The sequence below is a fragment of the Nocardia sp. NPDC052001 genome (assembly GCF_040680615.1).
GTDB lineage: Bacteria > Actinomycetota > Actinomycetes > Mycobacteriales > Mycobacteriaceae > Nocardia.
In genome coordinates this window covers 1,264,060-1,288,749 of record NZ_JBFAXC010000002.1, presented here as the reverse complement: position 1 = coordinate 1,288,749, position 24,690 = coordinate 1,264,060, and the positions used below count along the sequence as shown (strand labels likewise).

Genomic DNA, 24,690 nt, shown 5'->3' with positions numbered 1-24,690 from the left:
TCAGGCCGGGGCGTTGGCGGCGAGCTTCTCCACCGCGTCGGCGGTCGCGGCGATGCCGTTCTCGGCGGAGACCCGTTTCCCGAGTTCGGCGGCTCGGTCGCGTGCCTCGGGTGTGAGCGTGCGGACCAGGGCGTCGTGCAGGCGATCCGCGGTGAGCGACGGGTACGGGAAGTCCGCCCCGATGCCGAGCGCGGAAATCCGCCAGCCGTAGAAGAATTGGTCGCTGTGCACGCCGATCACCACCGCGGGCAGTCCGGCGCGCAGCACATCGTGGGTATTGCCGCTGCCGCCGTGATGGACGACCGCGCGGCAGCGCGGCAGCACCCGGTCGTAGTCGAAGGAGTCCAGTACGAACAGGTTCCGGTCGTAGCCGATACCGCGCGGATAGCCCTCGCCCTTGACGGTGATGAGTGCGCGAGCACCCAGCCTGCGGCAGACATCGGCAATGAGATCGCAGGAGCTTGCCGGGTCCAGGATCGGCATTCCGGTGAGGCAGAAGTAGATCGGCGGCTCACCCTCGCCGAGCCACTCGTCGAGTTCGGGGGACACCACCGCTTCACCCCAGGCGTCGCGCATATGCGCGGGCAGGGTGGGCGCGCCGACGACGATCGAACGATCCGGCCAGTCGGCGGGTTTCGGGAGCAGTACCGGACTCACCATGTGCACCAGCGGAATTCCCTCGGCCCGCATGCGGCGGAACGGATTCTGCGGTTTGCCCGGCAACCCCATCAACTGCCGCACGCGCCGGTCCATTTTGCGGTACGCCACGCCGTAGGCGAGCTCGAAGGCCGAATAGCTGGCCAGCCGCAGCCGCCGTGACGAGATCATCTTCTTGACCGTGAACGAGGACGGGAACTCCGCGGTGCGCTCCAGCGGATATGGCAGGCCGCCGACCACGGTCTGACCGGTCTTCTCCCGCCGTTCCATCGCCCACGGCAGCGTCGAGGCGCAGGAGACGATCACATCGGCGGATTCGACAGCGCCACTGAGCACTTCGTGCATTTGCGCGCCGCGCTCGCCCGCCATGATCTTGACGGTGTCGAGCATGATCTGCAGGAACGGCAGCGGATTGCCCGAGGACAGCCCGCGTTTGGCGGCGGGCGATTCCAGCAGTTCCGCCGAGTTGAACGGGATGACATGCGGTTCGAAACCCGAGCGCCGCACCACATCCGCGTAGTTCTCGGTCGCGGTTATCTCGACATGATGGCCGCGCGAACGCAATTCATCGGCCAGGGCCAGATATGGCTGATGGTCGCCCCGGGTTCCCGCCGTCAACAATGCGATTCGCATACTCTCGACTTTCGTTCGTGATCTGGGCGGAGGTCTCATCGAGGAAATCGACGATATGCCCGAACACGTCCAGGGCCGCGCCGCGGCCGATGAAGGTGTCCAGGTGTCCGTAGGACGGAATCTCGGTGTAGCGCACGTCAACCCCCGGATTGCGGGCCGAGAGCACCTCGTGGCACAGCCGGTTGGAATCCAGCCAGGCTTCATTGCGGCTGCCCGACAGCAGCAGTACCGGACAGTCGATGCGACCGGCCTGGTCCAGGGCGTTCTCCGGGAGCGCGTGATAGCGCTCATCGTCGACGTTCCAGCGGACCACGGCGTGCGCCAATTCCATCTGCCGCAGATGTGGCAGCACCGAAAGCGGTACCGCGCCGAACAATTCGGCCAGGCGATCGTGGGTGCGGGCGTGCAGGTGATCGTGTTCGAAGAGTTTGGCGCCCATACCCCAGCCGTGCTGCACCATGCGGCAGGTGGGGTCCGGGCAGTCGCCCTTGCGGGACAGGGCGGCGTAGAGCAGGGTGCGCTTGGACCACAGGCCGACCTTGCGGAAGTCCGAGTCCAGGTGGGTGACACGTGAACCCAGCAGTTCGCTGCCCAGTAGGACGCGCATGCGGGCGGCGGTGCTGACCTTCGGGGTCAGGAAGACGCCCTGCGCGACCACGCCCGCCAGACCGGGCAGCAGGCCGCCGGTGAGGCTGAGCGATAGCGCCAACGCGCCGATGCAGTGCGCGACCACGAACAGCGGGCGGTCGCCGATATGTGCGCGGACCTCCGCGACGGCCGCGGGCAGGTCGTAGAGCGCGACGTCATCGAAGGTGTACGGGCGGCCGGATTCGTTATAGGGCAGGCGGCAGCTGCCGCGCCAATCCAGCAGCCAGGATTGATAACCCGCGTCGGCGAGCACATCGGTGATATTGCGGATCTCGGGCAGCGCGAACATCTCCGAGGAGACGCCGTGCCCGTGCACCAGCAGCACCGCCGGACCGTCGGCCGGGCCGACGCGGCGCAGGCGCAGGTCGATACCGTCATCGGTGCGGAATGGGATCACGTCGACGGCGGTGAGTTCGGCTCGTGAATCGGTCACCGGCGGTGCTCCTTACGCATGGCGCGGCGCAGATCCAGCAGATCGGTACCCACGCGCAGGACCGGCTCCAGCAGGCTCTTGCCGAGTTGACCGCCGAACCAGCTGAGCCACAACATCTTCGCCAGGCGCTGCTGGCGTTCGGGCAGGCGCGGATCGATCTGGATGCCGTCGATCTGATCGGGCAGGTAGGTGTGCATCGGGACGGCCACCTCACCGGTGAACGACGCCGGTTCGCCGGTGCGGCCGATCTCGATCAGCTGGGTGCCGAGCTGGCGCACCAGTCTGCGGCGGGCGGCGGCGAACTTGTACCCCTGGAGCCACCAGGTGCCGCCGGACGAATCCCGCAGGGTGAGTTGGTAATGCATGATCGGGTGCCGGGTCTCACCGGGCAGCGGGGTGCCGTCGTGCGGGCGGACGATGGCTGTGCCGTCGACCGTGAGCGGCTCGTCATGCAGTGCCGCACACATCAATTCGCCGCTGACATCGAGCGTGCGGGCGGAGAATACCTGAGCACTGCTCGCGACGGACAGGGCCAACCGCAGCTCGCACGGGATGTCCGCAGTAGAGCCGGTGGGTCCGATTGTGCCGGTGAGTGTCTCGTGGAAGCGCAGGTAGGGTTCATCGCCCGGTCGCGGCCCGATTCCCGCCATGGTGGCGAGCATTTTGCCGCGTTGCGCCGGGCCGGAGATGACCGGCGCGGGCAGGCCGTGTGCGGCCACGAAGGCGTCGGTGCGCGCGGCGGTGGCGGGTGGTGCGGTCACCATGGCGGCCAATTGCCTTCTGGCGGCAGGGCTCTGCAAGACCTGTGCGAGCGATTCCAGTTCGGGTACCGGCCCGTCCCGGATCTCGCGGACCACATCTTCGCACCACTGTTCCCAGTGCTGAACGCGAATCCCCAAGCCGCCCAGTGTGGTTTCGGCGACGATCTTTTCCAGTGAGGTGGGTGCGCCGGTCAGGTGATAGGTGTGCCCCCACGCGCTCGGGGTGCCCACGATCTCCGCGGTCACCCTGCTGACCCAATCCACCGGGGCGGAGTTGAGGTACCGGAAGCCCGGCACGGTGCGAAACCGCATGAGCGCGGCGGTGATTCCCGCGTTCAGATCGCGCGGATTGTGCGCACCGGTCTCCGGATGGCTCCCGATCCCACCCGGTCGCATAATCGTCACGACGAGCCCATGTTCACTCGCGCGTCGCAGCAGCGCTTCGGCGGCCCACTTGGACCGGTCATAGCCGATCGGCAGCTTCGCGACATTGGCAGTAGCCGCGTCCTCGCTGAGCGTCTCGGCCTCGGACCCGTTGAACACCGCCATCGACGAGATGTGATGCAGCGGCTTGGGCCGTCCCGTGCAGGCCAACTCCGCCAATGTCAGCGGCCCGAGCACATTGCTGCGCCGCAGTGACGGATACCCGCGCAGGAAGTCCACCGCCGCACCCACATTGACGACCGAATCAACCTCGGCGGCAAGTGCCTCCCACCGCTCATCGGTCAATCCGAGCCGAGGCAGCCGCAGATCCGCCGCCAGCGGCGTCACCCTCCGCAACACCTCCCGCGACCACGGCAGGGCATACCGCCGCACCGCATCCTCGAGCCGCCGCGCCGCCGCCTGATCATCATCGGCCCGCACCACACACACCACGTGCGCCTGACTGTGCCGCAGCAAATCCAACAGCACATGACTCCCGAGAAACCCGGTGGCCCCGGTCAACAGAATCCGCCGCGGCGCGACCCGCTCCACCTCCGCCACGATCGGCAGCCGATCCGCCCCCGCGAGATCCGCGAACAGCAGCGCCAAATCATCCGTGTCGATGAAGCCTTCAACGGGATTGCGTGCCACAGAGGTGGTCGAATCCAGCGCGCTCGTTTCACCGAGGCGCACGCTGCCGAGGCCCGGTTCGGTAGCGTGCGCGCCCGGATCACGGCCGTTGGGACGCGCGGAGATCGGTCCCGGCTGGTTGGCCGTGGCCGAACTCTGCGGGAGGCCGCCGGTTGGACCGCCCGAACTCCGATCGAGGTTGTCGACAGGGCCACCGCCCTCGGTGTAGGGGTGCTCCGGGCTCCGGTTGTCCGGCGGCCGCTGGACCGCTTCGGGGTGGTCGGCGAGCCAGCGGAGTGCGAGCCTGCGTGGGCGGGCGTCGAAGAAGACCGTATCCAGGTCCGGGTGGATGTCGAGTTCACGGGCGAGCGCCGCGAGCAGTTCGACCGCGGCGAGGGAGGTGCCGCCCGCGTCGAAGAAATCGGTATCCGCGTCAATGGGGTCGGCGGTGAACCGATTCGCCAACGCGGTGATCGCCTCGGCGAGGGCGTCGGCGGTCCATGCGCGTGGAATGGGGCTTCCCGCAGCGGGTCCGAGCTCGGCCCCTGGTACGCCTGTGTTCGGCAGGGTGGCGGGGTTACCGTCTGCCGCGTTGTGGGGCAGGTCCGCGGGGTTTCGGGAAGCGGCTCTTGGTTGTTCGGGCTTGCCCGGTTTGCCGTTGGCTCCGGTGCGGGCCAAGAGGGCGGCGATATCCAGTGCGCCGGTGCCGCGTTCGAGGGTTTCGGCGCGGTTGCGGCGGTCGACGGATTCGTTGCGGACCGGGGGCCGTTCGTCAGGTGCGGTCACTGGTCAGCTCCTCGGTGTTCGGGTGTGCGTCCCAGGATCGGAAGTGGCGCAGGCGATCCGGGGTCACCGAGACGTCGTAGCCCTGACCGTCGTCGGGGACGCCCAGCAGGCGGGCGGCGAGGCGGCGGGCGGGTTCATTGCGGGCGGTGCGCTCGAACGATATCCGGATGGTGTTGTGGCCCAGAGCTTCGGCTCGGTCGGCGGCCCAGGTGAGCAGGCGTTCCTCGACGCCGCGGCCGAGGGCGCGGCAGCTGAGTTGCCAGCCGGTGATCACCAGGGCGTCGCCGTCGGTGCGTACGGCCAGCAGGGAGATGAGGCCGTAGTCGCCGAAGCGGTCCCGGGCGGTGGCGGTCCAGACCTCGCCTTCGGCGCGCCAGCGGTCGAGATCGGCCGGGGTGACGGTGGCGAGGGTGAACTGGGTGGTGCGGCGAACCAGCTGCTGTGCGCGTTCGAGGGTGGCGGCGGTCAAGGGTTCGATGTCGACCTCGAGTTCGAGCTGCTCCAGGAAGTCCGCGAATTCGGCTGTGGCGCGGGCACGGTCGCGTTCGCCGTCCTGGCGGTAGAAGTCGGCTCGCATCCGGTCTTCCGCCGTCGCGGCGATCGGGGTCATGGGCCACAGCCGGGTGAGGAAGGATTCCAGCTCGGCGGCGGGCGGGCAGGTCACCGACAGCACCTCGGGGAGTTCGGTGCGCATGCGCGCCACTTCGACCGGGTTGTCGTCGAGGTAGCAGAAGGTGTCCAGGCTCAGGCCGAGCGTATGCGCGACCTGCTCCAGCCGTTCCGGCTTCGCTTCCCAGCCGGCGGAGATGTCCGCGAAATCCTCACGTCGCAATGGGCTTTCGGGCCGATCGAGAATGGCGTCGACGATATCGGCGTCATTGTTGGTGACCAGCACCAGCAGCGTTCCCGCCGCACGCCACTGGGCCAGCCTGCGCGCCAACGCCAGGCGCGGCACGTCGAAACCGACGGCGGCGGACCCGATTTCGCCCGCTGTTCCACTCCACAGCGTGTCGTCACCGTCGACGGCGATCACCTTCGGCGCTGGTTCGATGACCGCTCCCACGGTCGCCACCAAGGTGAGCGCGACCGCGGCCTGGAACTCCGGGGTGAAGGGCAGGTGCGCCAGGATCTCGGTGCGATCGTCGAAGGGGTTGTCCACCTTATGGTTTCGAGTCCAGTCGTCCGGCTCGAGCACCGCGACACCCGGCACCTCCCGCAGGCTTTCGGTGACGAGTCGCTCCCAGGCCAGCAGCCGTTCCTCCGCTACCGCCGACGGCAGCATGCCCACGATCACCGGCTTGCGGTTCCGCTCGGCCAATTCCCTGATGGCCGCCGGATATTCGGCGGCGAGTTCGGTCAGCAGCTCATCGGACAGTCCGCCGAACCGTTCCAGATCCGCCGCCCGCAACAGCACGATGCTCAATGCCATGGACGTCTGCGCGAATACGCCCGACGGATCGCGCAGACTCGACAGCACATGGTGGTACGGGGCTTCGGCGACCGTGATCGCGGAGCTGTCGGCCGAGGCCGCGGTCAGCAGTTCCGGCAGCCTGCCGAGCGCGAAGGTCGCTCCGACCGCCGCGCGAACTCCGGAAACACCGTGGGCGTCAGCGAGTTCGGGCCGGGCGGGTGCACCCGGATCGGCGATAGCCGCGGCCACGGTGGCCAGATACTCCGTTCCGAAGTCGGTGCAGCTGACGGCGTCGATAATGTCGCTGTTGTAGGTGAACCACACCTGCCCGGTATCGGGCAGCACCGCCACCATCAGATCCAGGTCGGAGTATCCGGTGCTTACCGGCACCACCTCGGCCGCCGCCACGGCGGAGTTGGCGCGCAGATAGTTGAAGTACACCTCGATCATCGGCGCGTTATCGCGATGCAGTCCCTCGGCCGCGAGCGCGGCCAGCACATCGGCGAACCCCGCACCGGGTGCGAGCAGACTGCGCAGGCGCTCACCGGTGCGTTCGAGCACATCGCTGACGGAGTCCCCGGCGTCGACGGCGGCCGGGAACGGCACCGGCAGACCGAAATACCCGACGGCATCGGTCGCGTCGGCGTGCATGCGGGTGTCCACCGGCACCGCGAGCGCGAAGCGGTCCGCGCCCTGGCGTCGCGCCAGCAGCACACTGAGCGAGCCCAGGAAGATCGCGGCCGGGGTGACGCCCAGATCGCGGGCGCGATCCGCGACCCGATCGTGCAGTCCTGCGGGCATATCGAGGGCGAGTGATCCCGCGCCATAGCTGCGCTGCGCCGGACGCGGTTGCGCCAGCGTCAATTCCAGGCGGCGGGCACCGGCGAAGAGTTCACGCCAGCGGGCCGCGGCGATCTCGTCGCCTTCGCGTTTGCCCGGCTGCGCGGTGAGCAGCTGATGCATATCGCGATTGGTGACGGTGTCGATGAGCGGTTCACCGGACAATTCGGCGGCGATCTCACCCGCGACCAGCAGCATCGACTGCACATCGCTCATGCTGTGATGCGCACCGAAAATCAGTACGGGGGAGTCTGATTCGCTGTTCAGGAGCTCGAATCGCCAGAGCGGCCCGGTCTCCAGGTCGAACGGGCGCGCCATGAGCTCGCGGAAGCGCTCCCGCACGACGGCATCGTCGAGGTGGTCGAGATCGAGCCAGCTGGTGAGCGCACCGGGCTCGCGATGGATTTCGAGCTGACGCCCGTGCTCCTCGCTGCGCCGAATGGTCGTGCGCAGCGCGGCGTGTCGATGCGCCAGCCGCGTGATCGCCTGCTCCAGCTGTGCGCGCGTGATCGGAATGGGGATGCGCACCGCGACGCCGCCGGTCTGCGCGGCGCTGGGAATGCCGAGCTGTTCGGTGCGCAGCAGCCGCATCATATCGCGGCTCACCGGCATGACCTCGATATCGGGAACGTCGGCGGCCACGGCGTCGGCGGTCGAATCCGATTGCCGCAGTAGTTCATCCACGAGGAATCCGGCGAGATCGGTGAGGTTCTGTTCGGCCAGAATGGTGCCCAGCGGCACCGAGACGCCGGTGTGCTCGCGCACCTTGTTGCGCAATTCGATCGCCATCAGCGAATCCAGGCCCAGGCTCTGGAAATTCGCCTCCGCCGACACCTGTGCGGTTCCCGCGTGGCCGAGTACCTGCCCGGTCCATTCGGAGATTGCGGCAATGGCCAGGGTCACGGCCTCCGCGCGCGGAACGGTCCGAAGTCGTTCGGCGAAAAGTGATTCCGCCACCACGTCCATGGCGGATCGATCGGCGACGGCCCGGCGCGCGGTGCGGCGCACCAGTCCGTGCAGCAGGCGCGGGACGCCCGGTTCGCGGCGCAGCACCTCGGTATCGAGCAGCAGCGGGACCAGCATCGGATCCCCGGCGCGGAGTGCGGCGTCGAAGCACGCCATACCGTCGGCGGTCGAGAACGCGCGCACCCCGGCCCGCTCGAAGCGTTGCAGATCGGCGCGCGCCATGTACTCGGTCTGGTTGACCTCCCACGCGCCCCAGGCCAGCGATTGCGCGGGCAGTCCGATGGACCGGCGGTACAGCGCCAGCGCGTCGAGATAGGCGTTCGCGGCAGCGTAATTGGCCTGTCCGGGTGTGCCGAACAGGCCGCCCGCGGCGGAGAACAGCACGAAGATCGACAGGTCGCGGTCGGCGGTCAATTCGTGCAAATGGTGTGCCGCATCGACTTTCGGGCGCAGCACGGTATCCAACTGCACCGGGGTGAGCGAACCCAGCGTGCTGTCATCGAGCACGGTCGCCGCGTGCACGACCCCGGCCAACGGCAACCCGTCGAGCAGGACCGCCAGCGCATTGCGATCGGTGATATCGCACTGTGCGAATCGCACTCGCACACCGCGGTTTTCGAGATCCGCCCGCAGTTGGTGTCCGCCGGGGCCATTGATGCCCCGTCGGCTGACCAGCACCAGATCCCGCACCCCGTATGCGTCGGCCAAATGCCGGGCCAGTGCCGACCCGAGCCCACCCGGTGCGCCGGTGACCAGCACCGCGCCCGCTCCGAGAGCGACCCGGCCCTCCAGCATTCGAGTCGCGTTCTCCGGCAGGCGAGCCAGGCGCGGTACGAAGGCCATGCCGTCCCGCACGGCCAGCTGCGGCTCCTCGGTCGCGAGTAGCGCGGCGATATCGAGTTCCGAATCCTCGGAATCGATCAGCACGATCCGTCCTGGATTCTCGGATTGTGCCGATCGCACCAGACCCCACGCGACAGCGCCCGCCGGATCTGGACTCGCGTTGTCGCCCCGCGTGATCGGGGCAACCGCGCCGCGCGTGCGGACGACCAGCGTCGCCCGCTCGAATCGGGGGTCGCCGATAATGGTTTGCAGCGTAGCCAGCAGATCCTGGGTGACGGTGTGCACCTGTTCGGGCGAATTGCCCTCGGGCACAAGAAGAATGATCGCATCCGCGTTCTCGGCGGAGGCTGAGCGCCACGTGGGCCGAGCCGTGTCCTGCGCGGGCGCGTGGACACCGTTAGTGGCCGTCGAAGTCGCCACCGTTCCACTTCCGCTCGCCGCCGAGGTGGATTCCGATCCGGCCGTGGTGAGGTCGGGGGAATGCCATTCGGCGATCGTTAGTGCGCGGTTCCCGGTGCCGAGTGTGCGCTCGGTCCAGTTCAGCTGGAACAGGCGGCGGTAGGCGGGAGCCAGGGAGGCGGCATCCCACTGGGTCGCCGCGACCGGGCGCAGCAGCAGTGAACCGACCGAGACGACCGGGTTGCCGGTGCGATCGGTCGCCGACATCGAGACGGTCTCCGCACCCGAGCGGGTGAGGCGCACGCGCAACGCGGTCGCGCCGGAGGCCCAGAGCGTGACATCGGTCCAGGCGAAGGGCAGCAGGGCGTGCGTACCGTCGTCGGCGTAGAGCGCGGTGGCGTGCAGGGCGGCGTCGAGCAGGGCCGGGTGGATGCCGAATCGCGTGGCATCGCCGTGGGCGGATTCCGGGAGTTCGATCTCGGCGAATATCTCGTCGGCGCGGCGCCAGGCGGCGCGCATGCCCTGGAAGTGCGGGCCGTACTGGTGACCGCGAGCGTGCAGTGCGGTGTACAACTCCGCCACATCGATGCGTTCCGCGCCCTGCGGTGGCCAGGTCGCGGTATCGGAGTGCGCCTGTCCCGGTGTCGCGGGATCCGGTGCCATCCATGCGTCGGCGTAACCCGGTGTCCGCAGCGGTGAATCGGAGTGCGCGGGCGCGAGAGCCGATTCCTCCGCCAGCAGACCGTCGGCATGCAGGGTCCACTGTGCGTCGGGGTCTTGTTCGTCGCGAGCGTAGATGCGAACGGTGCGGCAGTCCTGCGCGTCGAGTCCGCCGACCACCGTCTGAACGCGCAGCGCGCCGCGTTCGGGGACGAGCAGCGGTGCGCGCAGCAGCAATTCGCGCACCACCGGGCTGTCCACTTCATCACCGGCCCGGATGGCGAGTTCGATCAGGGCCGCGCCGGGCATGAGCACCGCGTTCGGCCCCGCGTGGTCGGTCACCCAGGGTTGCAGACGCCGCGATACCCGGCCGGTGAGGATGATGCCGCCGGAATCCGGTTGCGGCACAACCGCACCCAGAACGGGGTGGTCGATATCAGCGAGGCCCAGGGCGGTGGAATCGCGGTTGAGCCGTTCGGTCCAGAAGCTGCGTTCGTCGAAGGCGTAGGTGGGCAGATCGACCCGCGCGGCATCGGGCAGCAGGCTGGTCCAGTCGAGTTCATGTCCGGCGACGTGCAATTCGGCCTGGGCCCGGGCCAGCGCGGTCGGCCCGTCCTGATCGCGCAGCAGCGAGCCCACGGCGATGACCTCGCGGGAGAGCTTATCGGAGAGGGATTTCACGGCGGCGGTGAGCATGGGATGTGCGCCGAGTTCGACGAAATAGCGGAAGCCGTCGCCGATCATGCGCTCCACGGTGTCGGCGAATCGCACCGTTTGGCGGGCATTGCGGAACCAGTAGCCGGGTTCGACCGGCTCGGTGATCGGCTCGCCCGTGACGGTCGAATACCACCGTGTGGCAGGGGCTTCCGCTGTCATATCGGCCAATGCGGCGGCCAGCGGTTCGCGCAGTGGCTCGTACATGGGACTGTGCCCGCCCAGGCTCGGCCCGGCGGCGCGCAGCTTGTTGTAGATCCCGGCTTCGGTCAGTTCGGCCAGGAATTCCTCGACCGCGGCCTGTTGTCCGGTGACGAAGGTCGAGCGCCGCACATTGACCGCCGCGATCGACACCCGGTCGCTGAATTTCGCGAGCCGCGGAATGACCTCGGCCTCAGGCAGGCCGACCACGGCCATCGCGCCCGGCTCCTCGATATCCTGGATCAGGCGGCTGCGGGTGACGACAATCTTTGCGGCATCACCCAATTCGAGGACACCGGCGCAGTAGGCCGCCGCGACCTCGCCTTGGCTGTGGCCGATCACCGCGTCCGGGGTCACGCCCGCCGCGCGCCAGGTTGCGGCGAGTCCGGCCATGATCATGAACAGCAGCGGCTGAATGAGCGGATGATCCCAGAGATCCTCGACCGTCATGGTGGCCAGCCGCTCCTGCGGCGACCAGCCGAGCAGTGCGCTGAAAGCCTTGTCGCAGCGCTCGAATTCGGTGCGGAACTCCTCGGAGGCGAGCAGCATATCGCGCGCCATACCGACCCACTGGGTGCCCTGACCGGGGAAGATGAACGCTGTCTTGGCATTGGTGAGCACCGCGCCGTTGCCGGTCACGGCATCGGGCGATTCGCTACCGTCGACCAGGGCGCGCAGTGCGTCGATCATCTGCTCGCGATCGGCGGCCACCACCACCGACCGGCGCTCGAACCTGGTGCGGCGCAATGCGAGTGAGCGGGCGACCGGTGCCGGTTCCAGGGTCGGATCTGCGCTCACCAGATCAAGCAGGCGCTGTGCCTGACCGTGCAGGGACGCCTCACTGCGGGCCGAGATCGGCAGCAGCGCGACCCGCTGGTCGGTGGTCGCGGTCTCCGGAGCCGGGACCGGTACTGCCGGTGCCTCTTCGAGAATGAGATGCGCATTGGTGCCGCTGAGCCCGAAGGCACTGACCCCCGCGCGCCGGACGCGCTCGCCGCGCCGCCACGGCAGCTCCTCGCCCGCCACCGCGACGCCGCTGCGTTCCCAATCCACGTGCGGAGACGACGTTTTCGCGTTCAGGGTGGCGGGGATCCGCTCATGCTGCAGGGCGAGAACGAGTTTGATGACGCTCGCCACGCCCGCTGCGGCCTGGGTGTGTCCCACATTGGATTTGAGCGAACCGATACCCAGCGGGCGTTCCGGATCGCGGCCCGGTCCGAATACCCGGGCCAGGGCGCGCGCCTCGATGGGATCGCCCAGCGCGGTGCCGGTGCCGTGCGCCTCGACGTAGTCGATATCGTGCGGGCTCAAACCCGAAACTCGCAGCGCCGAACGCAGGACCTGTTCCTGCGCCGCGCCATTCGGGGCGCTCAAGCCCTGACTGCGCCCATCCTGATTCACCGCCGAACCTCGGATGACGGCCAGTACCCGATCACCGTCGCGGCGGGCGTCGTCGAGTCGTTTCAACAGGACCAGGCCCGCGCCCTCGGCCCACACCGTGCCGTCGGCCTCGGCGGAGAACGGGGCGCATTTGCCGGTGGGGGACAGCACGCCGAGCTTGCACAGCTCGATATGCGCGATCGGCGACATGAGCAGTGTGGTGCCGCCCGCCAGGGCGAGATCGCATTCGCCCGCACGCAAGGCCGCCATGGCCGAGTGCATGGCCACGATCGAGGATGAGCAGGCGGTGTCGAGGGTGACCGCCGGACCGTGCAGCCCGAGCGTGTAGGAGATGCGCCCGGAGGCGACACTCGGCGAAAGTCCGGTCCCGACTTGACCATTGAGCTGTTCGGGCGCGGGATCGGCGAGGTATCCGGTCGCGTACACACCGAGGTAGACGCCGGTGGCGCTGCCGTGCAGGGTGCGCGGATCGCGTCCGGACCGCTCGATCGCCTCCCAGGCCAGTTGCAGCATGATGCGCTGCTGCGGGTCCATGACCGCGGCCTCGCGCGGGCCGATGCCGAAGAAGGCGGCGTCGAATCGATCCAGGCCGTCCACGTAGCCGCCGCGGAAGGTGTACGCCTTACCACTCGCGGTGGTGTCCGGATCGTAGAGATCATCGATATCCCAGCGGCCCTCGGGCACCTCGCCGAGGGCGTCGCCGTTACCGTCCAGCAAGCGCCACAGGGCTTCGGGGGAATCGGCGGTCCCGGGGAAACGGCAGGACATGGAGATGATAGCGATGGCGTCCTCGTCGATGCCCTCGCCGTCCGCGTCGGTGGTTTCGGCGGTGGCCGTGACCTCGGGCTCGACCGTCTCCGGAACCGTCTCGGCGGCAGGAGCGAGCGCGCGGGCCACACCGTCGATGGTGGGATTGTCGAAAAACAGATTGGTATCGAGGAATTCGCCGTAGAAATCCGAGAGATCGATCACCAGCTCGACCAGATCCGCTGAGCCCAAACCGAATTCGACGATCGGCTGATGGATGTCGATGCGCTCGGGATCGAGTGCGGCCTGCTGTGCGATGGTCTTGACCAGCCAGGCGCGCACGGCCTCGGTGGACGGTCCGGTGGTGGCCTCGGCGACAGCCGCGACCTCCGGTTCCTCGAAATCGAAGAGCTCGTCCTCGGGGGAACGCAGTGGCCCGGCGGTTAATTCGAGCAGTTCACCGGAGCCGTACGCCGCCCGGCACGCCTGCCGCTGGATCTTGCCGCTGCTGGTTTTGAAGATGGTGCCCGGCCGAATCAGCATGAGGGTGGCCAGGGTGAGGCCGTGTTCGGTCGATACCGCACCGCGCACGGCGGCCTCGATGGCGGCCAGCTCATCGGGTTCCTCGGTGCGCACCTCCGCCACCACGACGGGTTGTTCACCGCCGGAACCGAGTTCCACCGAGAACGCGGCGACACAGCCCGCGCGCACACCGCTGTGCGCGGCCTCCACCGTCGATTCGATGTCCTGCGGATAGTGATTGCGGCCGTCGATGATCAAGAGGTCTTTACTGCGGCCGGTCACGAAAAGCTCGCCGCCGGAGACGAATCCCAGGTCGCCGGTGCGCAGGTAGCGGCGTTCATCGCCGGGCAGGCGCGCGCCGAAGACGTCGGCGGTGGCCTGGTCATCGCGGAAATAGCCCGCGGCGACGCTCTTTCCGGCGACCCAGATCTCGCCCTCGGTCCCGTCCGAGCGCTCGGTGCCGGTCTCCGGATCGACGATCGCGAGCGACATACCGCCGACCGCTCGGCCGACTCCGACGAGTTCCGCGCCGCGGGCGCGACCGCCCAGTGCGTCCTTCAGCTCGTGGAAGGTCGGTGGCACGCCGATGGACGGACCGGTCACGATCAGCGTGGCCTCGGCCAGTCCGTAGACCGGATGCTGGGTTCCGGCGCGGAATCCGGCGCGCGCGAAGGTGTCGGCGAAGCGGCGAATGGTGGCCGCGCGCACCGGTTCCGAACCGTTGAACGCCACCCGCCAAGTGCTCAGATCCAGGTCGTCGATCTGGTCGGCGGCGATGCGGCGCACGCACAGCTCATAGGCGAAGTTCGGGCCGCCGCTGGTGTGGGCGCGGTAGTCGGAGATGGCGCGCAGCCAGCGCTCGGGGCGCTGCAGGAAGTGCATGGGGGACATGAGCACCGAGTTCGCGCCCAGGTAGACCGTATGCAGCAGTGGCGCGATCAGGCCCATGTCGTGGTACATGGGCAGCCAGCTCGCGAACAGCGCGCCGTCCCAGGATTGCGCGAAATCGCGGGGGTGGCCGAGGCCGTCGGCGATCGCGCCCTGATTGTGCAGCAGGTTCTCATGGGTGATCAGCACACCACGTGGGGCGCTGGTCGAACCGGAGGTGTACTGGATGAACGCGATCGAATCGGGGCCGAGTTCGGGCTCGCGCCAATCATTCGTGCGCTCGTCGGGGATCTCATCGGTGGCCAGCCAGCGCAGGCCAGCGAGTTCGGGGATCTCCGCGCAGAGTGCGGCCGAATCCGCGACCACCCGTGCCGGGGCCAGCACCACCTCGACTTCGGCGTGCGTGACCATGCGCCGCAGTCGGCGCAGGGAGCGGTTATCCCATTCGGGCAGCGGTGCGGGGACGGCCGCGACGCCCGCGGCGAGGCAGCCGAAGAACGCCTCGGCGAATTCCTGACCGGCGGGGTAGAGCAGCAGTGCGCGCCGCGGTCTCGAATCCTGTAGGGCCGCGCCTATCGCTCTGGCGCGTATGCCCAGGTCCGCGTAGGTCATTTCGCGGACGACACCTTCGACCTCAGCACTGTCCAGGAACCGGTACACCAGTTCGTCCGGTCGGCTCGCAATCTGAGCGAACAGTGTTTCAGTAAAAGTGTTGAGCACGAAATACCTTCTCTACCTGGTAAATCTCATTTTTCGGTCGTGCTGTGTACTGATGCGCGCGAAAGGGGCGCGGCGGCGCGTTGCGACCCGTGTGCGCCAACCCTAGCCATCTTTACACCTCCACACCGGACCTCGGCGAGATCAATCCGCGCCCCGAAAAGTAGGGGCAGGGCAGGCGCGACACTCGTTGGTACGGCAAGGATTTCATGATTGCCAGACGCCGGATCAGCGGTGAAGATGGCTGCGTGTCACAGACCCCGATAACGCTGCGCCAACTTCCCCGCCTACGCAACCGCCGTCTCGGGCAGTTGGGGGGCTTGATTCGCCCCGGCGCTCATAGCTCCCCGCTATTGGAATTCGGGAAGCGTTTCGTCGCTTCGCCGCCGGGGTTCCCGACCATGTTCATCACCCATGACATGGCCGATGTCCGTGAGGTGTTCACCAATCACGAGGATTTCTCGGTCGGTCAGTTGATGGCGCGGCTGTCGAGTCACGATCTGGTGTTCGGCAAGGAGACGCTGATCTTCCTGGAGGGTGATGATCATCGTCGTGAGCGCAAACTGTTCTCGCCGCCGTTCCAGAACAAGGCGCTCAAATCCTATGAGGAATTGATGATCGAGGTCGTCGAGCGCGAGCTGCCCAAGTGGCCGGTCGACGAACCGATCGAATTCCTCAAGGCTGGTTATGATCTGGCTATCGGGGTGCTGCTGAGTGTGGTGTTCGGTGATGTGGCGCCCGAGCGCAGCGGACGGCTCAAGGATGCGGTGAGCGCGTGGTTCGGGGAGATCGAGAGTCGCGGGTTCCTGGCGGTCACGCTGATCACCCCGCTGCTCGGTGGCTACACCCCGCCGTATCGGCCGCTCATGCGGGCGCAGGCCAAGGTCGACGAGGTGATCATCGAGGAGATCGCCGCGCGCCGTGCGAATAACGAGGACGGCACCGATCGCCGGGATGTGCTGGCGCGCTACGTCGGCACCGAACTCGATCAGCACGATGATGTGGCGCTGTCCCGCAATCTGCGCGGAATCCTGTTGGGCGCGTACGAGACCACCGCCATCACCCTCGGCTGGATCGCCACCATGCTGGCCGCGCATCCGGACGCCATGGCCGAACTCGACGCCGCCGTCGACTCCGGTGACGAGGCGCGCCTGGACGCCTATCTGGACGCGGTCGTAGCGGAAACCATGCGGCTGCGCCCGGTATCGCCGTTCACCGGCCGAATCGCCCTGCGCGACACCGTGGTCAACGGCGTCGCCATTCCCGAGGGCACCATCGTCATCATCCCCATCCTGCTCATCCACGAATCCGAACACATCTACCCCGACCCCCTCGCCTTCCGCCCCGAACGCTTCCTCGACAAGCGTCCCGACGGCCACACCTGGCTGACCTTCGGCGCCGGCCCGCACCGCTGCCTCGGCGCACAATTCGCCACCGTGGAAGCGCGAATCCTCTTCCGCGCCATCATCGAAAAGCGCCGCATCGACCCCATCCCCGGCCCCATCGAACCCGCCCGCCGCTACCACACCGGCCTGAGCCCCTCCCGCAACGCCCTGATCACCCTCCGCCACCGCGAACCCGCCCCAGCGCCGCAGTAGCTACCGAAGCCCCGGTTCGACCCGCGAGGATTCGGTTGGTGTGTTAGCAGCAGGAGCAATCGTGGTCGGCGGGTGTGCTGGCCGAGTCGCGGCGCGGCGTTGGTGGGCAGCAGGTTTCGCCTTGCCAGGCGTTGATGCCTTCCTTGATGGCTATGGCGGCGATTGTCAGGGCGGCTAGGGGGTCGGCCCAGGACCAGTTGAGGAGGGTGTTGAGGAGTAGGCCGATGAGGAGGATTGCGGAGAGGTAGGTGCAGAGGAGGGTTTGTTTGGAGTCGGCTACGGCTGAGGCGGAGCCTAGTTCTCGGCCTGCCCGGCGTTGGGACCGGGAGAGGATTGGCATGATGGCCAAACTCAGTGCGGCCAGGGTGATTCCGATGGGGGAGGGGGAGGCTTCGTGGACGCCCAGCAGGGCGCGGAGGGAGTCGGTGGTGACGTAGGCGGCGAGGGCGAAGAAGGAGAAGGCGATGATGCGGAGGGCGGTTTTCTCGCGGCGCTCGTGGTCGGGGGTGGCGAACTGCCAGGCGATGGCGGCGGCGGAGGAAACCTCTATGACCGAGTCGAGGCCGAAGCCGATGAGGGCGGTGGAGGAGGCTCGGGTGCCTTCGGTGAGGGCGATGATCGCTTCGATGATGTTGTAGGTGATGGTGGCGGCTACCAACCAGCGGATTCGGGTTGCCAGTTGTGCGCGTCGCCGGGGGGATGGGCCGAGGGGGCGCGCGGGCATGCCGAGGGACTGGGACATCAGCAGCATCCCTCGGTGCCGGAGTCGGGGCAGCAGGCCGGATCGACGGCCAGGACCAGGCCGGTCAGATCGTCCAGGGCACGGCCGATTCTCGGGTCGGCGAGTTCATAGCGGGAGCGTCGGCCCTCCGGCACCGCCACCACCAGACCGCAACCACGCAGGCAGGCAAGGTGATTCGAGAGGATCTGGCGTGAGACGCCGATCTCCTCGGCCAGCTCGGACGGGTATCCCGGGGTGTGCCGCAGGCTCATCAGGATCTGCGTGCGGGTCGGGTCCGACAGGGCATGGCCGAAGCGGGCCAGGGCGTCGCGGTGTAGCGAGGTGTCCACACCGCGACTGTACATCAGAATCTGTATTCAGAAAATCATGAACTATTGGCGGTGCTGATCTCGTACATCCCGGCGATGGTCGGCTCGAGTGCGGTGCGCAGCCACTCGTCGGCCCGGAAGGCGTCGGGGGCCAGGTATTCCGCGAGAGCGGCTTCAGGTGCGGGCGAGTGATCCGCCCAGCTCGGAATGGCCAGCACGCGCATGCCCGCCGTTGCGGCGGAGCGCATACCAGCTGCCGAATCCTCGACCGCCACACAGTGTTTCGGAAGCACGCCGAGCCTGGCCGCGGCATGCAGATACGGGGCCGGGTCGGGTTTGGTCTCGGTCAGATCCTCGCGGGTCAGGGTGAGATCCCACCGGCGGTGCAGCCCGAAGTGTTCGAGGGTGGCGTGCACGAACCGATGCGGTGACGCCGACACCACGCCGGTCGCCGCGGCATTCGTCGCGGTCCGCACCAATTCCCCTACCCCGGGCAGCAGTTCGATACGACCGGCCCGCACCTGTTCGACCATCAGGTCGGTGCATTCCTCGATAACCCGTGCCGCGGAATCGATTCCGCAGACCTCGGCGAGGTGATCCGCCCAGTCGCCATGGCCGTGGGTGCGCCGCCGGTCGGCATCGGTCCAGGCGTGCCCGTGCCGGGCCGCGAAATCGAACCAGCACCGATCCCACGGTTCCATGGTGGCCACCAGTGTGCCGTCCAGATCGAACAGCACCGCGTCGATGGGCGCGCTCATCCCGGAAGGTCTCCGGCTCCCGCACACCCGGCACCGAGCTGATCGATCGAAATGAGTTTCAGCCCATGGGTATCGGCGAACGCGCGCAATGCGTCCAATCGCATCACCGAACCGTCGTCATGGCAGACCTCGCTGATCACCGCCACCGGAGCCACCCCCGCCAGCCGCATCAGCTCGACTCCGGCCTCGGTGTGGCCCTGCCGCCCGGCCAGGCCCCGCGGGTGCGCGCGCAACGGGAACACATGCCCCGGCCGCTGTAGATCCCCGGTCCGGGTCGTCGGATTCGCCAGCGTGCGCAGCGTCGTAGCGCGATCCTGTGCGCTGATACCCGAAACCACGCCCGCCACCGCGTCCACGGTGACCGTGAACGCGGTTTGGTTCAGATCCTCGTTCGCCGCGACCATGGGCGGCAGCCCCAGCAGATCCGCCCGCTCGGCGGGCATGGGCGCGCAGATCACCCCGCCGGTGTAGCGAATGAAGAAGCCGAGCGCCGCACCCGTCGCGAGCTCGGCGGACATGATCAGATCGCCTTCGTTCTCGCGATTCTCATTGTCGACCACGATCACCGCCCGCCCGGCGGCGATGTCGCGGACCGCGGTCTCGACCTGGTCGAACATGCTCTCTCTGGATCGCGTACCGATGGAAACGGTCATTGTCGGTGGCCTCCGCCCTGGTTGGTGGAATGGAGCGCACAACGCAGCAGACGCTAGTCGAATCAAGATCGAATTCTACCGAGGCACGCGTATCGCACCGGCGGGCGGGAGGCCCGCCGATTCACACGCCGAAGTCCATGACCACCACATGGTCGGTCTCATATTTGTCGAGGTCGGCATCGTGCCAGGATTCCCCGGACCGGATACGGTGGAAACGGAATGTGCCATTGGTGTCATTGGCCGAGATCACACACCGGATCGATTGCGGCACAGCCAGTTCGCCCGCCAGGCGGCCGATCTCGCGCGCCAGCACGATGCCCTGCCGGAGCAGTTCGCGCTGATCGTCCGGCCCGATCTGCGGCTCCCCGCCCTCCTGCGAAACCGTCACCGGGACAAAATCATCGAGATGCAGCACGGTATGCGCGCATTCCCAGCCGGTGAGATCGCCGAAATCCGCGGGCGCGTCCGCGGCGTTGAACGGCACCGGCTTCCAGGAGAGCACCCCATCCCGGAACTCCAGGCCGCGGTCCGCCCAGTCGCGTAATCCGGCGGCCAAACCGTCGGCGGGGTCCAGCACCGCGAATCCGGTCCGGAGATCGAACAGTTCGCGGGCCCGATCGTTCATTGCCATCGTGAGCATGACCGGGACTATGCCATCAACCGGTATCACCGCCCGTGGTGTGCCCGGCTGGCTCGCCGAGAGAGCCAACCTGGATGATGGGCGCATGCTTCCCACCGAGCACCTGGACCAGGCGGACCGGCACCCAGCCGTGATCGACACACCTCTCGGCGCCGTCAGGTTCGGCGTGCGGCTCGGTCCGGATGCGCTACCCGCAGCACCGGATGCGCTGTGGCGGTTGGCCAATGGCTCACATCTGCATCGCTGGCAGCATCGCGGGGCGACCGTGGATCTGCTGATCGGGAGTATCGATGTGCAGCCGTGGGACGGTGGTGCGGCGGTGCCGATCTGGGCCGCGATCTGGCAGGTGCAGGCGCCGTCCGGAGTGCCGGGTCTGGTGGTGTCGGCGGAGTTGAGCGATTTGCCCGCCGGGGCGTACGGCGGCCGGGATTCGGGCGAATGCCTTGCGGCGGTGAGTGTCGAGAACGAGCACTTCATGGTGTCGATCGGCGGTCCGGATTCCGAACTGCTCGGTATGCAAGCGGCGGATGGGCGACTGATGCCCTCGGATTGGGTGGATCTGCTGCCCGCCGACGGCGATGACAGTATGTCCGAATACGGTGTGCGATACGAGGATCCGGCGCGCATCGCCTGGCATCTGCCCGGGTTGGGCGGCCTGGAGGTGGCGCGGCTGTGCATCGCCACCGCATGGTGCCCGCGCGATGACGAGAGACCCGCGGCCTGGTACGCGGTCGATATACCGCTGGATACCGCGTATCTGCATTTGATCGCGGATCCGCACTGACAGGCGCTATGCCTGATCGAGCATGGTGAGGTAGGCGTCGAGTTGGGCAGCGCCGCACAGGAGAGCGCGGCTGCGGGCCTGAAGCCGATCCTGCCAGGAGTCGAGGAAGGTGCGTAGCGCGTCCGCGCCGCCCGCCTCGCGCAGCGCGTCCAGGAATGTCGCGACCCGATCGAGCGGGTAGTCGCCGCGCCGTAGCTGCCGCGCGATATCGGCATCCCGCACGCATTCCGGACCGTACCGGCGATAGCCCGTGGTCCGATCGCGCTGCGGTCGCAGAATTCCCCGTTCCTCCCAGGTGCGCAGTGTGGCCGGATGCACCTCGATGCGGTGTGCCAGTTCGCCTACCGTCAAGGGCGGGCCGGGAATCGGGGTCGGTGGCGTACTCGACAGGCCGCCAAGGGTTTTCGCGACCTCCGAGCGAGTATCGCGCTCCGTCCGCAGCGCGATGTGCGAGGCGTCGATGAGGCGGAAGGCGGCTTCGCTGTCACCGCGATTGAACGCGCGCATGATCGCCATGGCCCGCTGATGACCGTGGCCCGCGCGCAATGCGAGGAAGGTGCGCAGGGCTTGCGCGTGCAGCGGGGTGTAGCGGCGGTAGCCGGTGTCGGTGCGTGCGGCAGGCGGGAGCACTCCGGCATCGTCGTAGTTGCGGATCGCCTGGGTGGACAATCCGTGTTCGCGAGCGAGATCGATCGGGCGCAGGTTTACCTCCGATTGAGGCTTTTCGGCAGTGTGTCGTCGGTTGAAGCGGAAAAGTTTCAACCGATTCTTCAACGATATCGTCGAGGAGAGTTCCTTCGGAAAGGGGTGCTCCATGTCCACCGCACTGTGTGCGATCGGCCGCCAACTCGATGACCGGGCAAGCCTGGGTCGCGCGCTCGATGAATTACTCGCCGGACGAACCGAACCACCGGCATTGCTCGCCCTGGGCGAACCGACGCACGGGATCGAGGCATTCCCGGTGCTGCGCAACGACATCCTCGCCCATCTCGTCGAACGGGGTTACCGCTCAATCATTCTCGAGACCGACCACTTCGCGGCCGCTGTGGTCGGCGACTACGTGAATGGGTCGGACACCGATCTCGACACCGTGCTGAGCATCGGATTCAGTCACGGATTCGGCGCGATACCGGGTAGTCGGGAACTTCTCGAATGGCTTCGTGCCGCGAACGAGGATCGCGACCCCCGGGATCGGATTCACTTCTACGGCTTCGACGCCCCGACGGAGTACTCCGGCGCACCGAGCCCTCGGCAGTTCCTCGCCGATGCCATCGACTATCTGCCGTCCGCATTCCGGCCCGAATCGCTCCCCGATATCGGCGCGCTCTGCGGTGCGGATGCCGACTGGACCAATCAAGCCGCCATGTACGACGCGGCCGCCTCCATCGGCGGCTCGGCTCAGGCCCACACCCTGCGCCTCGTTGCCGACGAGCTGGTCAGCGTCCTGCACCGGGCCGGGCCGACCTTGCGTCCCGCCGACCCCGGCGGTTACGACCACGCCTTCGCCCGGGCGCGAACGGGATTGGCGCTGTTGCGCTACCACTCCGCGATGGCAACCCCCGCGACCGATCGCATCGGCACCCTCGCCGGCCACCGCACCGAAATGATGGCCGACAATCTCCTCTCCATTCTGGCTCGGGAACGCCACCGCGGGCCCAGCCTGGTCTTCGCGCACAACGCGCACCTGCAACGCGCCCGGCCCCATCCGCAATCCGGTGCCGATGCTCCGACATGGGGGAGCGCGGGCGCTTTGGCGGCACTGACCCTCGGCGACCGCTACCTCTTCGTGGCAGCCGACGCCAACCCCACCGCCGACCCCGGCACTATGCACCACCTGCTGGCTCAGGCGACCACCCGCCGTGCCCTGTTCCCCGTCCCGGCTCTCCTCGCCGCCCTGCCCCCGGCGGCGCAATCCGCCAAACCGTTTCTCCTGGGCCATATCCCATTCGGCCCGGCGGACCTGACCAGCGCCGACGCGATCATCTTCATCACCGACACCGACGGGACGCGCCACCAATACTGGTAGGCCCGGCCCCGATCCGGTACTGATCGCGCAGGCGCGGGGCGCTACTCACCGGCCGCGTGAAAGCGCAGGCCCAGAACGAGAGTGACGCCCCGGACCCCACGGTGGAGATCTCGCCCGCCGACCCGGATCTGCCGATGACGCTGCATATCACCAGGATTCCCGCGTCGACCAGCGCCGATGGCACCACCGGGGGACGAGTGACCGCACCGTGGCGCGATCCCTCCGGATCGACACAGCGCGGCGTACTACTCGAATCCATTCCAGCTCAGGAGCAATGAGCACCACCCCCATCCCGGCGAGTAGCCGATGGGGATCGCCGTTCGAGGATGGTTGAGGCGTCGGCGGCGGGGTCCGATCCGGCGGGAGGGTCAGAAGGAACGGCTCGTCCAGATATTCCAGGTACCTCGGATATCGCCGGTGCCGTGCGAGCTTCGGACCGTGCGGAGTTCTCGACTGAGGCGGAGCGCGACCTTGTCGAAATAGGCTTTGGCGGAGCAGGTTTCGGGGTCGCAGTGCTGGTGGGCGAGTTGGCCGCGCTGTGCGACAGTCAGATTCATGATCGGGTAGTCGGGCGGCTCGTGACTGATGTACATGACCTTTACCTCCTGTAGCGGGGAATCGGGTCGGGGACTTGGGATCTCCTGTCCGCCGGGGTGATTACAGGTCTACGCCGGCGCGCGAGCGCTTGGAATGATCCAGGGTGGAAAATCGGCGAAAAGATATCCGCCTTCCAAAGTTGTTGGGAGAATCATTCCAAAATTGCATAAGACCGATAGAGAGGCTAAGAGATGGCAGCCGGTTCCACCGTTCCGCGCCGCCTGATCGGCCGTACCTTGAAGCAACTGCGCGAGCAGTCCGGGGTTCCGGCGGTTCAGGCGTACAAGCTCATCGATGTTTCGGCACAGACACTTTGGCGCATCGAGACCGGACAGCCCGGTCCGAAGATTCGCGAGCTGGATGTCGGTGCGCTCTGCAAGCTCTACAGCGCTGACGAGGATACGAGCGCCGCGCTACTCGGTCTGGTGGCCGAGACGAAGAGTCCGGGGTGGTGGCATAACTACGGTTCGGCGGTGCCCAGCCACTTCGATCTCTATCTCGGCATGGAAGAGGCGGCGTGCACGCTCACCACGCTGCACCTGAATCTGCTTCCGGGTTTGGTGCAGACCCCCGGCTACCGCAGGGCGGTGATCTGGGCCGCGTATCCGGGTATGCCGACCTCGGAAGTTGAACAGCGCATTGAGATTTCGGCGAAACGGCAACAGCGGCTGACCGAAGATCCGGACGCGTTCAGCGTCACCATGTACATCTGCGAGTCGGCCCTGCGATGGCCCGTCGGAGGTCCGGCGGTGATGGCCGAACAATTGCGCCACATCGTCGACGTCTCGACGCTGCCGACGGCGTCAATTCGAGTGGTGCCCAAGGACATCCCCACTCCATTGCCGTTGATCGTTGGTACGTTCACACTGATGGAGTTCCCCGTCTACACAGGTACTCGATTGACCGAGCCCGCCTTGATTTACGTGGAGGGCTACACGGGTGCGCTGTACCTGGACAAGCCGGGGGAGATGGACCGGTACCGGGCCGCCTGCAAGGCCCTTCGCGCCACGGCGCTGAGCGAGCAGGAGACCAGGCAGCTGGTGCTGAGCATTGCGGAGGAGTACAAGTGAGCGTCGATCTATCCAGCGCCGAATGGTTCAAGAGCAGCCGAAGCGGTCCCGATCAGGACTGTGTCGAGGCCGCGCACCTGAGTGGGGGCTCGGTCGGGGTGCGGGATTCGAAGTTGGGGGAGGGCGGGCCGGTGCTGGTATTCGGCCCGGCCGAATGGGACACGTTCAATGATGCCGTGCGGGGCGGCAGGTTCGATCGGCCTTAGGCATCGTCGGGGTAATGGGAGTTCGCTT

The 24,690-nt window shown here is 67.4% G+C and carries 17 protein-coding genes; 6 read left to right on the top strand and 11 right to left on the bottom strand.

The window, feature by feature from the left end:
• Genes AB0L82_RS14365 through AB0L82_RS14350 form a run of 4 tightly spaced genes read right to left on the bottom strand, consistent with a single transcriptional unit; the run spans position 1 to position 15,283 of the window.
• Entirely contained in the window at positions 1-1,290 is a 1,290-nt protein-coding gene (locus tag AB0L82_RS14365) for a glycosyltransferase (protein ID WP_364635315.1), read from the bottom strand.
• Positions 1,223-2,371 (bottom strand): alpha/beta fold hydrolase, encoded by a 1,149-nt coding sequence (locus AB0L82_RS14360; RefSeq protein WP_364635312.1) that lies wholly within the window; start codon positions 2,369-2,371, stop codon positions 1,223-1,225. The genes AB0L82_RS14365 and AB0L82_RS14360 overlap by 68 nt, the downstream gene beginning before the upstream one ends.
• Complete coding sequence (locus AB0L82_RS14355) at positions 2,368-4,971, bottom strand: thioester reductase domain-containing protein (RefSeq protein WP_364635309.1); 2,604 nt, start codon at positions 4,969-4,971, stop codon at positions 2,368-2,370. Before AB0L82_RS14355 ends, AB0L82_RS14360 begins: the two co-directional genes overlap by 4 nt.
• On the bottom strand, positions 4,958-15,283 hold the full coding sequence (locus tag AB0L82_RS14350; RefSeq protein WP_364635307.1) for an HAD-IIIC family phosphatase: 10,326 nt from the start codon (positions 15,281-15,283) through the stop codon (positions 4,958-4,960). Before AB0L82_RS14350 ends, AB0L82_RS14355 begins: the two co-directional genes overlap by 14 nt.
• 398 nt (positions 15,284-15,681) lie before the next feature.
• On the opposite strand from AB0L82_RS14350, the gene AB0L82_RS14345 reads away from it, so the two are divergent.
• Positions 15,682-16,878 (top strand): cytochrome P450, encoded by a 1,197-nt coding sequence (locus tag AB0L82_RS14345; RefSeq protein ID WP_364635304.1) that lies wholly within the window; start codon positions 15,682-15,684, stop codon positions 16,876-16,878.
• A 43-nt stretch (positions 16,879-16,921) separates the two neighbouring features.
• Here the strand turns inward: AB0L82_RS14345 and AB0L82_RS14340 are convergent, their stop codons facing one another.
• From AB0L82_RS14340 to AB0L82_RS14320, 5 genes are all read right to left on the bottom strand, one after another.
• Complete coding sequence (locus AB0L82_RS14340) at positions 16,922-17,620, bottom strand: cation transporter (protein WP_364635301.1); 699 nt, start codon at positions 17,618-17,620, stop codon at positions 16,922-16,924.
• Positions 17,620-17,949 carry a metalloregulator ArsR/SmtB family transcription factor gene (locus AB0L82_RS14335; protein WP_364635298.1) on the bottom strand — a complete coding sequence of 110 codons (330 nt, stop codon included), beginning with the start codon at positions 17,947-17,949 and terminating at the stop codon, positions 17,620-17,622. The genes AB0L82_RS14340 and AB0L82_RS14335 overlap by 1 nt, the downstream gene beginning before the upstream one ends.
• A 35-nt stretch (positions 17,950-17,984) precedes the next feature.
• Entirely contained in the window at positions 17,985-18,686 is a 702-nt protein-coding gene (locus AB0L82_RS14330) for an HAD family phosphatase (protein ID WP_364635295.1), read from the bottom strand.
• Positions 18,683-19,303 (bottom strand): 3,4-dihydroxy-2-butanone-4-phosphate synthase, encoded by a 621-nt coding sequence (gene ribB / locus AB0L82_RS14325; RefSeq protein WP_364635292.1) that lies wholly within the window; start codon positions 19,301-19,303, stop codon positions 18,683-18,685. The genes AB0L82_RS14330 and ribB overlap by 4 nt, the downstream gene beginning before the upstream one ends.
• Positions 19,304-19,460: 157 nt before the next feature.
• On the bottom strand, positions 19,461-19,979 hold the full coding sequence (locus tag AB0L82_RS14320) for a hypothetical protein (RefSeq protein WP_364635289.1): 519 nt from the start codon (positions 19,977-19,979) through the stop codon (positions 19,461-19,463).
• On the opposite strand from AB0L82_RS14320, the gene AB0L82_RS14315 reads away from it, so the two are divergent.
• Complete coding sequence (locus AB0L82_RS14315; RefSeq protein WP_364635286.1) at positions 19,978-20,763, top strand: hypothetical protein; 786 nt, start codon at positions 19,978-19,980, stop codon at positions 20,761-20,763. The genes AB0L82_RS14320 and AB0L82_RS14315 overlap by 2 nt on opposite strands.
• A gap of 6 nt (positions 20,764-20,769) precedes the next feature.
• On the opposite strand, the gene AB0L82_RS14310 is transcribed toward AB0L82_RS14315, so the two are convergent.
• The gene (locus AB0L82_RS14310; RefSeq protein WP_364636093.1) at positions 20,770-21,465 is read right to left on the bottom strand and encodes a MerR family transcriptional regulator; all 696 of its coding nucleotides are present in this window, start codon (positions 21,463-21,465) and stop codon (positions 20,770-20,772) included.
• 112 nt (positions 21,466-21,577) lie between these two features.
• Here AB0L82_RS14310 and AB0L82_RS14305 point away from each other — a divergent pair, with 112 nt between their 5' ends.
• A complete protein-coding gene (locus tag AB0L82_RS14305) occupies positions 21,578-22,789 on the top strand; it encodes an erythromycin esterase family protein (RefSeq protein ID WP_364635284.1) in 1,212 nt (403 codons plus the stop codon).
• Between the two features lie 56 nt (positions 22,790-22,845).
• Positions 22,846-23,067 carry a hypothetical protein gene (locus AB0L82_RS14300; RefSeq protein ID WP_364635281.1) on the top strand — a complete coding sequence of 74 codons (222 nt, stop codon included), beginning with the start codon at positions 22,846-22,848 and terminating at the stop codon, positions 23,065-23,067.
• Between the two features lie 90 nt (positions 23,068-23,157).
• On the opposite strand, the gene AB0L82_RS14295 is transcribed toward AB0L82_RS14300, so the two are convergent.
• Positions 23,158-23,382 carry a hypothetical protein gene (locus AB0L82_RS14295; RefSeq protein WP_364635278.1) on the bottom strand — a complete coding sequence of 75 codons (225 nt, stop codon included), beginning with the start codon at positions 23,380-23,382 and terminating at the stop codon, positions 23,158-23,160.
• Between the two features lie 195 nt (positions 23,383-23,577).
• Here AB0L82_RS14295 and AB0L82_RS14290 point away from each other — a divergent pair, with 195 nt between their 5' ends.
• Positions 23,578-24,456, top strand: coding sequence for a helix-turn-helix transcriptional regulator (locus AB0L82_RS14290; protein WP_364635275.1), 879 nt, complete (start codon positions 23,578-23,580; stop codon positions 24,454-24,456).
• The gene (locus tag AB0L82_RS14285; protein WP_364635272.1) at positions 24,453-24,662 is read left to right on the top strand and encodes a DUF397 domain-containing protein; all 210 of its coding nucleotides are present in this window, start codon (positions 24,453-24,455) and stop codon (positions 24,660-24,662) included. The genes AB0L82_RS14290 and AB0L82_RS14285 overlap by 4 nt, the downstream gene beginning before the upstream one ends.
• The last annotated feature ends 28 nt before the right edge of the window (positions 24,663-24,690 follow it).

Coding starts and splice junctions, on each gene's coding strand:
- AB0L82_RS14365 (WP_364635315.1), bottom strand. CDS start 1,290: ATGCGAATCGCATTGTTGACGGCGGGAACCCGGGGCGACCATCAGCCA.
- AB0L82_RS14345 (WP_364635304.1), top strand. CDS start 15,682: ATGTTCATCACCCATGACATGGCCGATGTCCGTGAGGTGTTCACCAAT.
- AB0L82_RS14340 (WP_364635301.1), bottom strand. CDS start 17,620: ATGTCCCAGTCCCTCGGCATGCCCGCGCGCCCCCTCGGCCCATCCCCC.
- AB0L82_RS14330 (WP_364635295.1), bottom strand. CDS start 18,686: ATGAGCGCGCCCATCGACGCGGTGCTGTTCGATCTGGACGGCACACTG.
- ribB (WP_364635292.1), bottom strand. CDS start 19,303: ATGTTCGACCAGGTCGAGACCGCGGTCCGCGACATCGCCGCCGGGCGG.
- AB0L82_RS14315 (WP_364635286.1), top strand. CDS start 19,978: ATGACCGGGACTATGCCATCAACCGGTATCACCGCCCGTGGTGTGCCC.
- AB0L82_RS14320 (WP_364635289.1), bottom strand. CDS start 19,979: ATGCTCACGATGGCAATGAACGATCGGGCCCGCGAACTGTTCGATCTC.
- AB0L82_RS14305 (WP_364635284.1), top strand. CDS start 21,578: ATGTCCACCGCACTGTGTGCGATCGGCCGCCAACTCGATGACCGGGCA.
- AB0L82_RS14295 (WP_364635278.1), bottom strand. CDS start 23,382: ATGTACATCAGTCACGAGCCGCCCGACTACCCGATCATGAATCTGACT.
- AB0L82_RS14290 (WP_364635275.1), top strand. CDS start 23,578: ATGGCAGCCGGTTCCACCGTTCCGCGCCGCCTGATCGGCCGTACCTTG.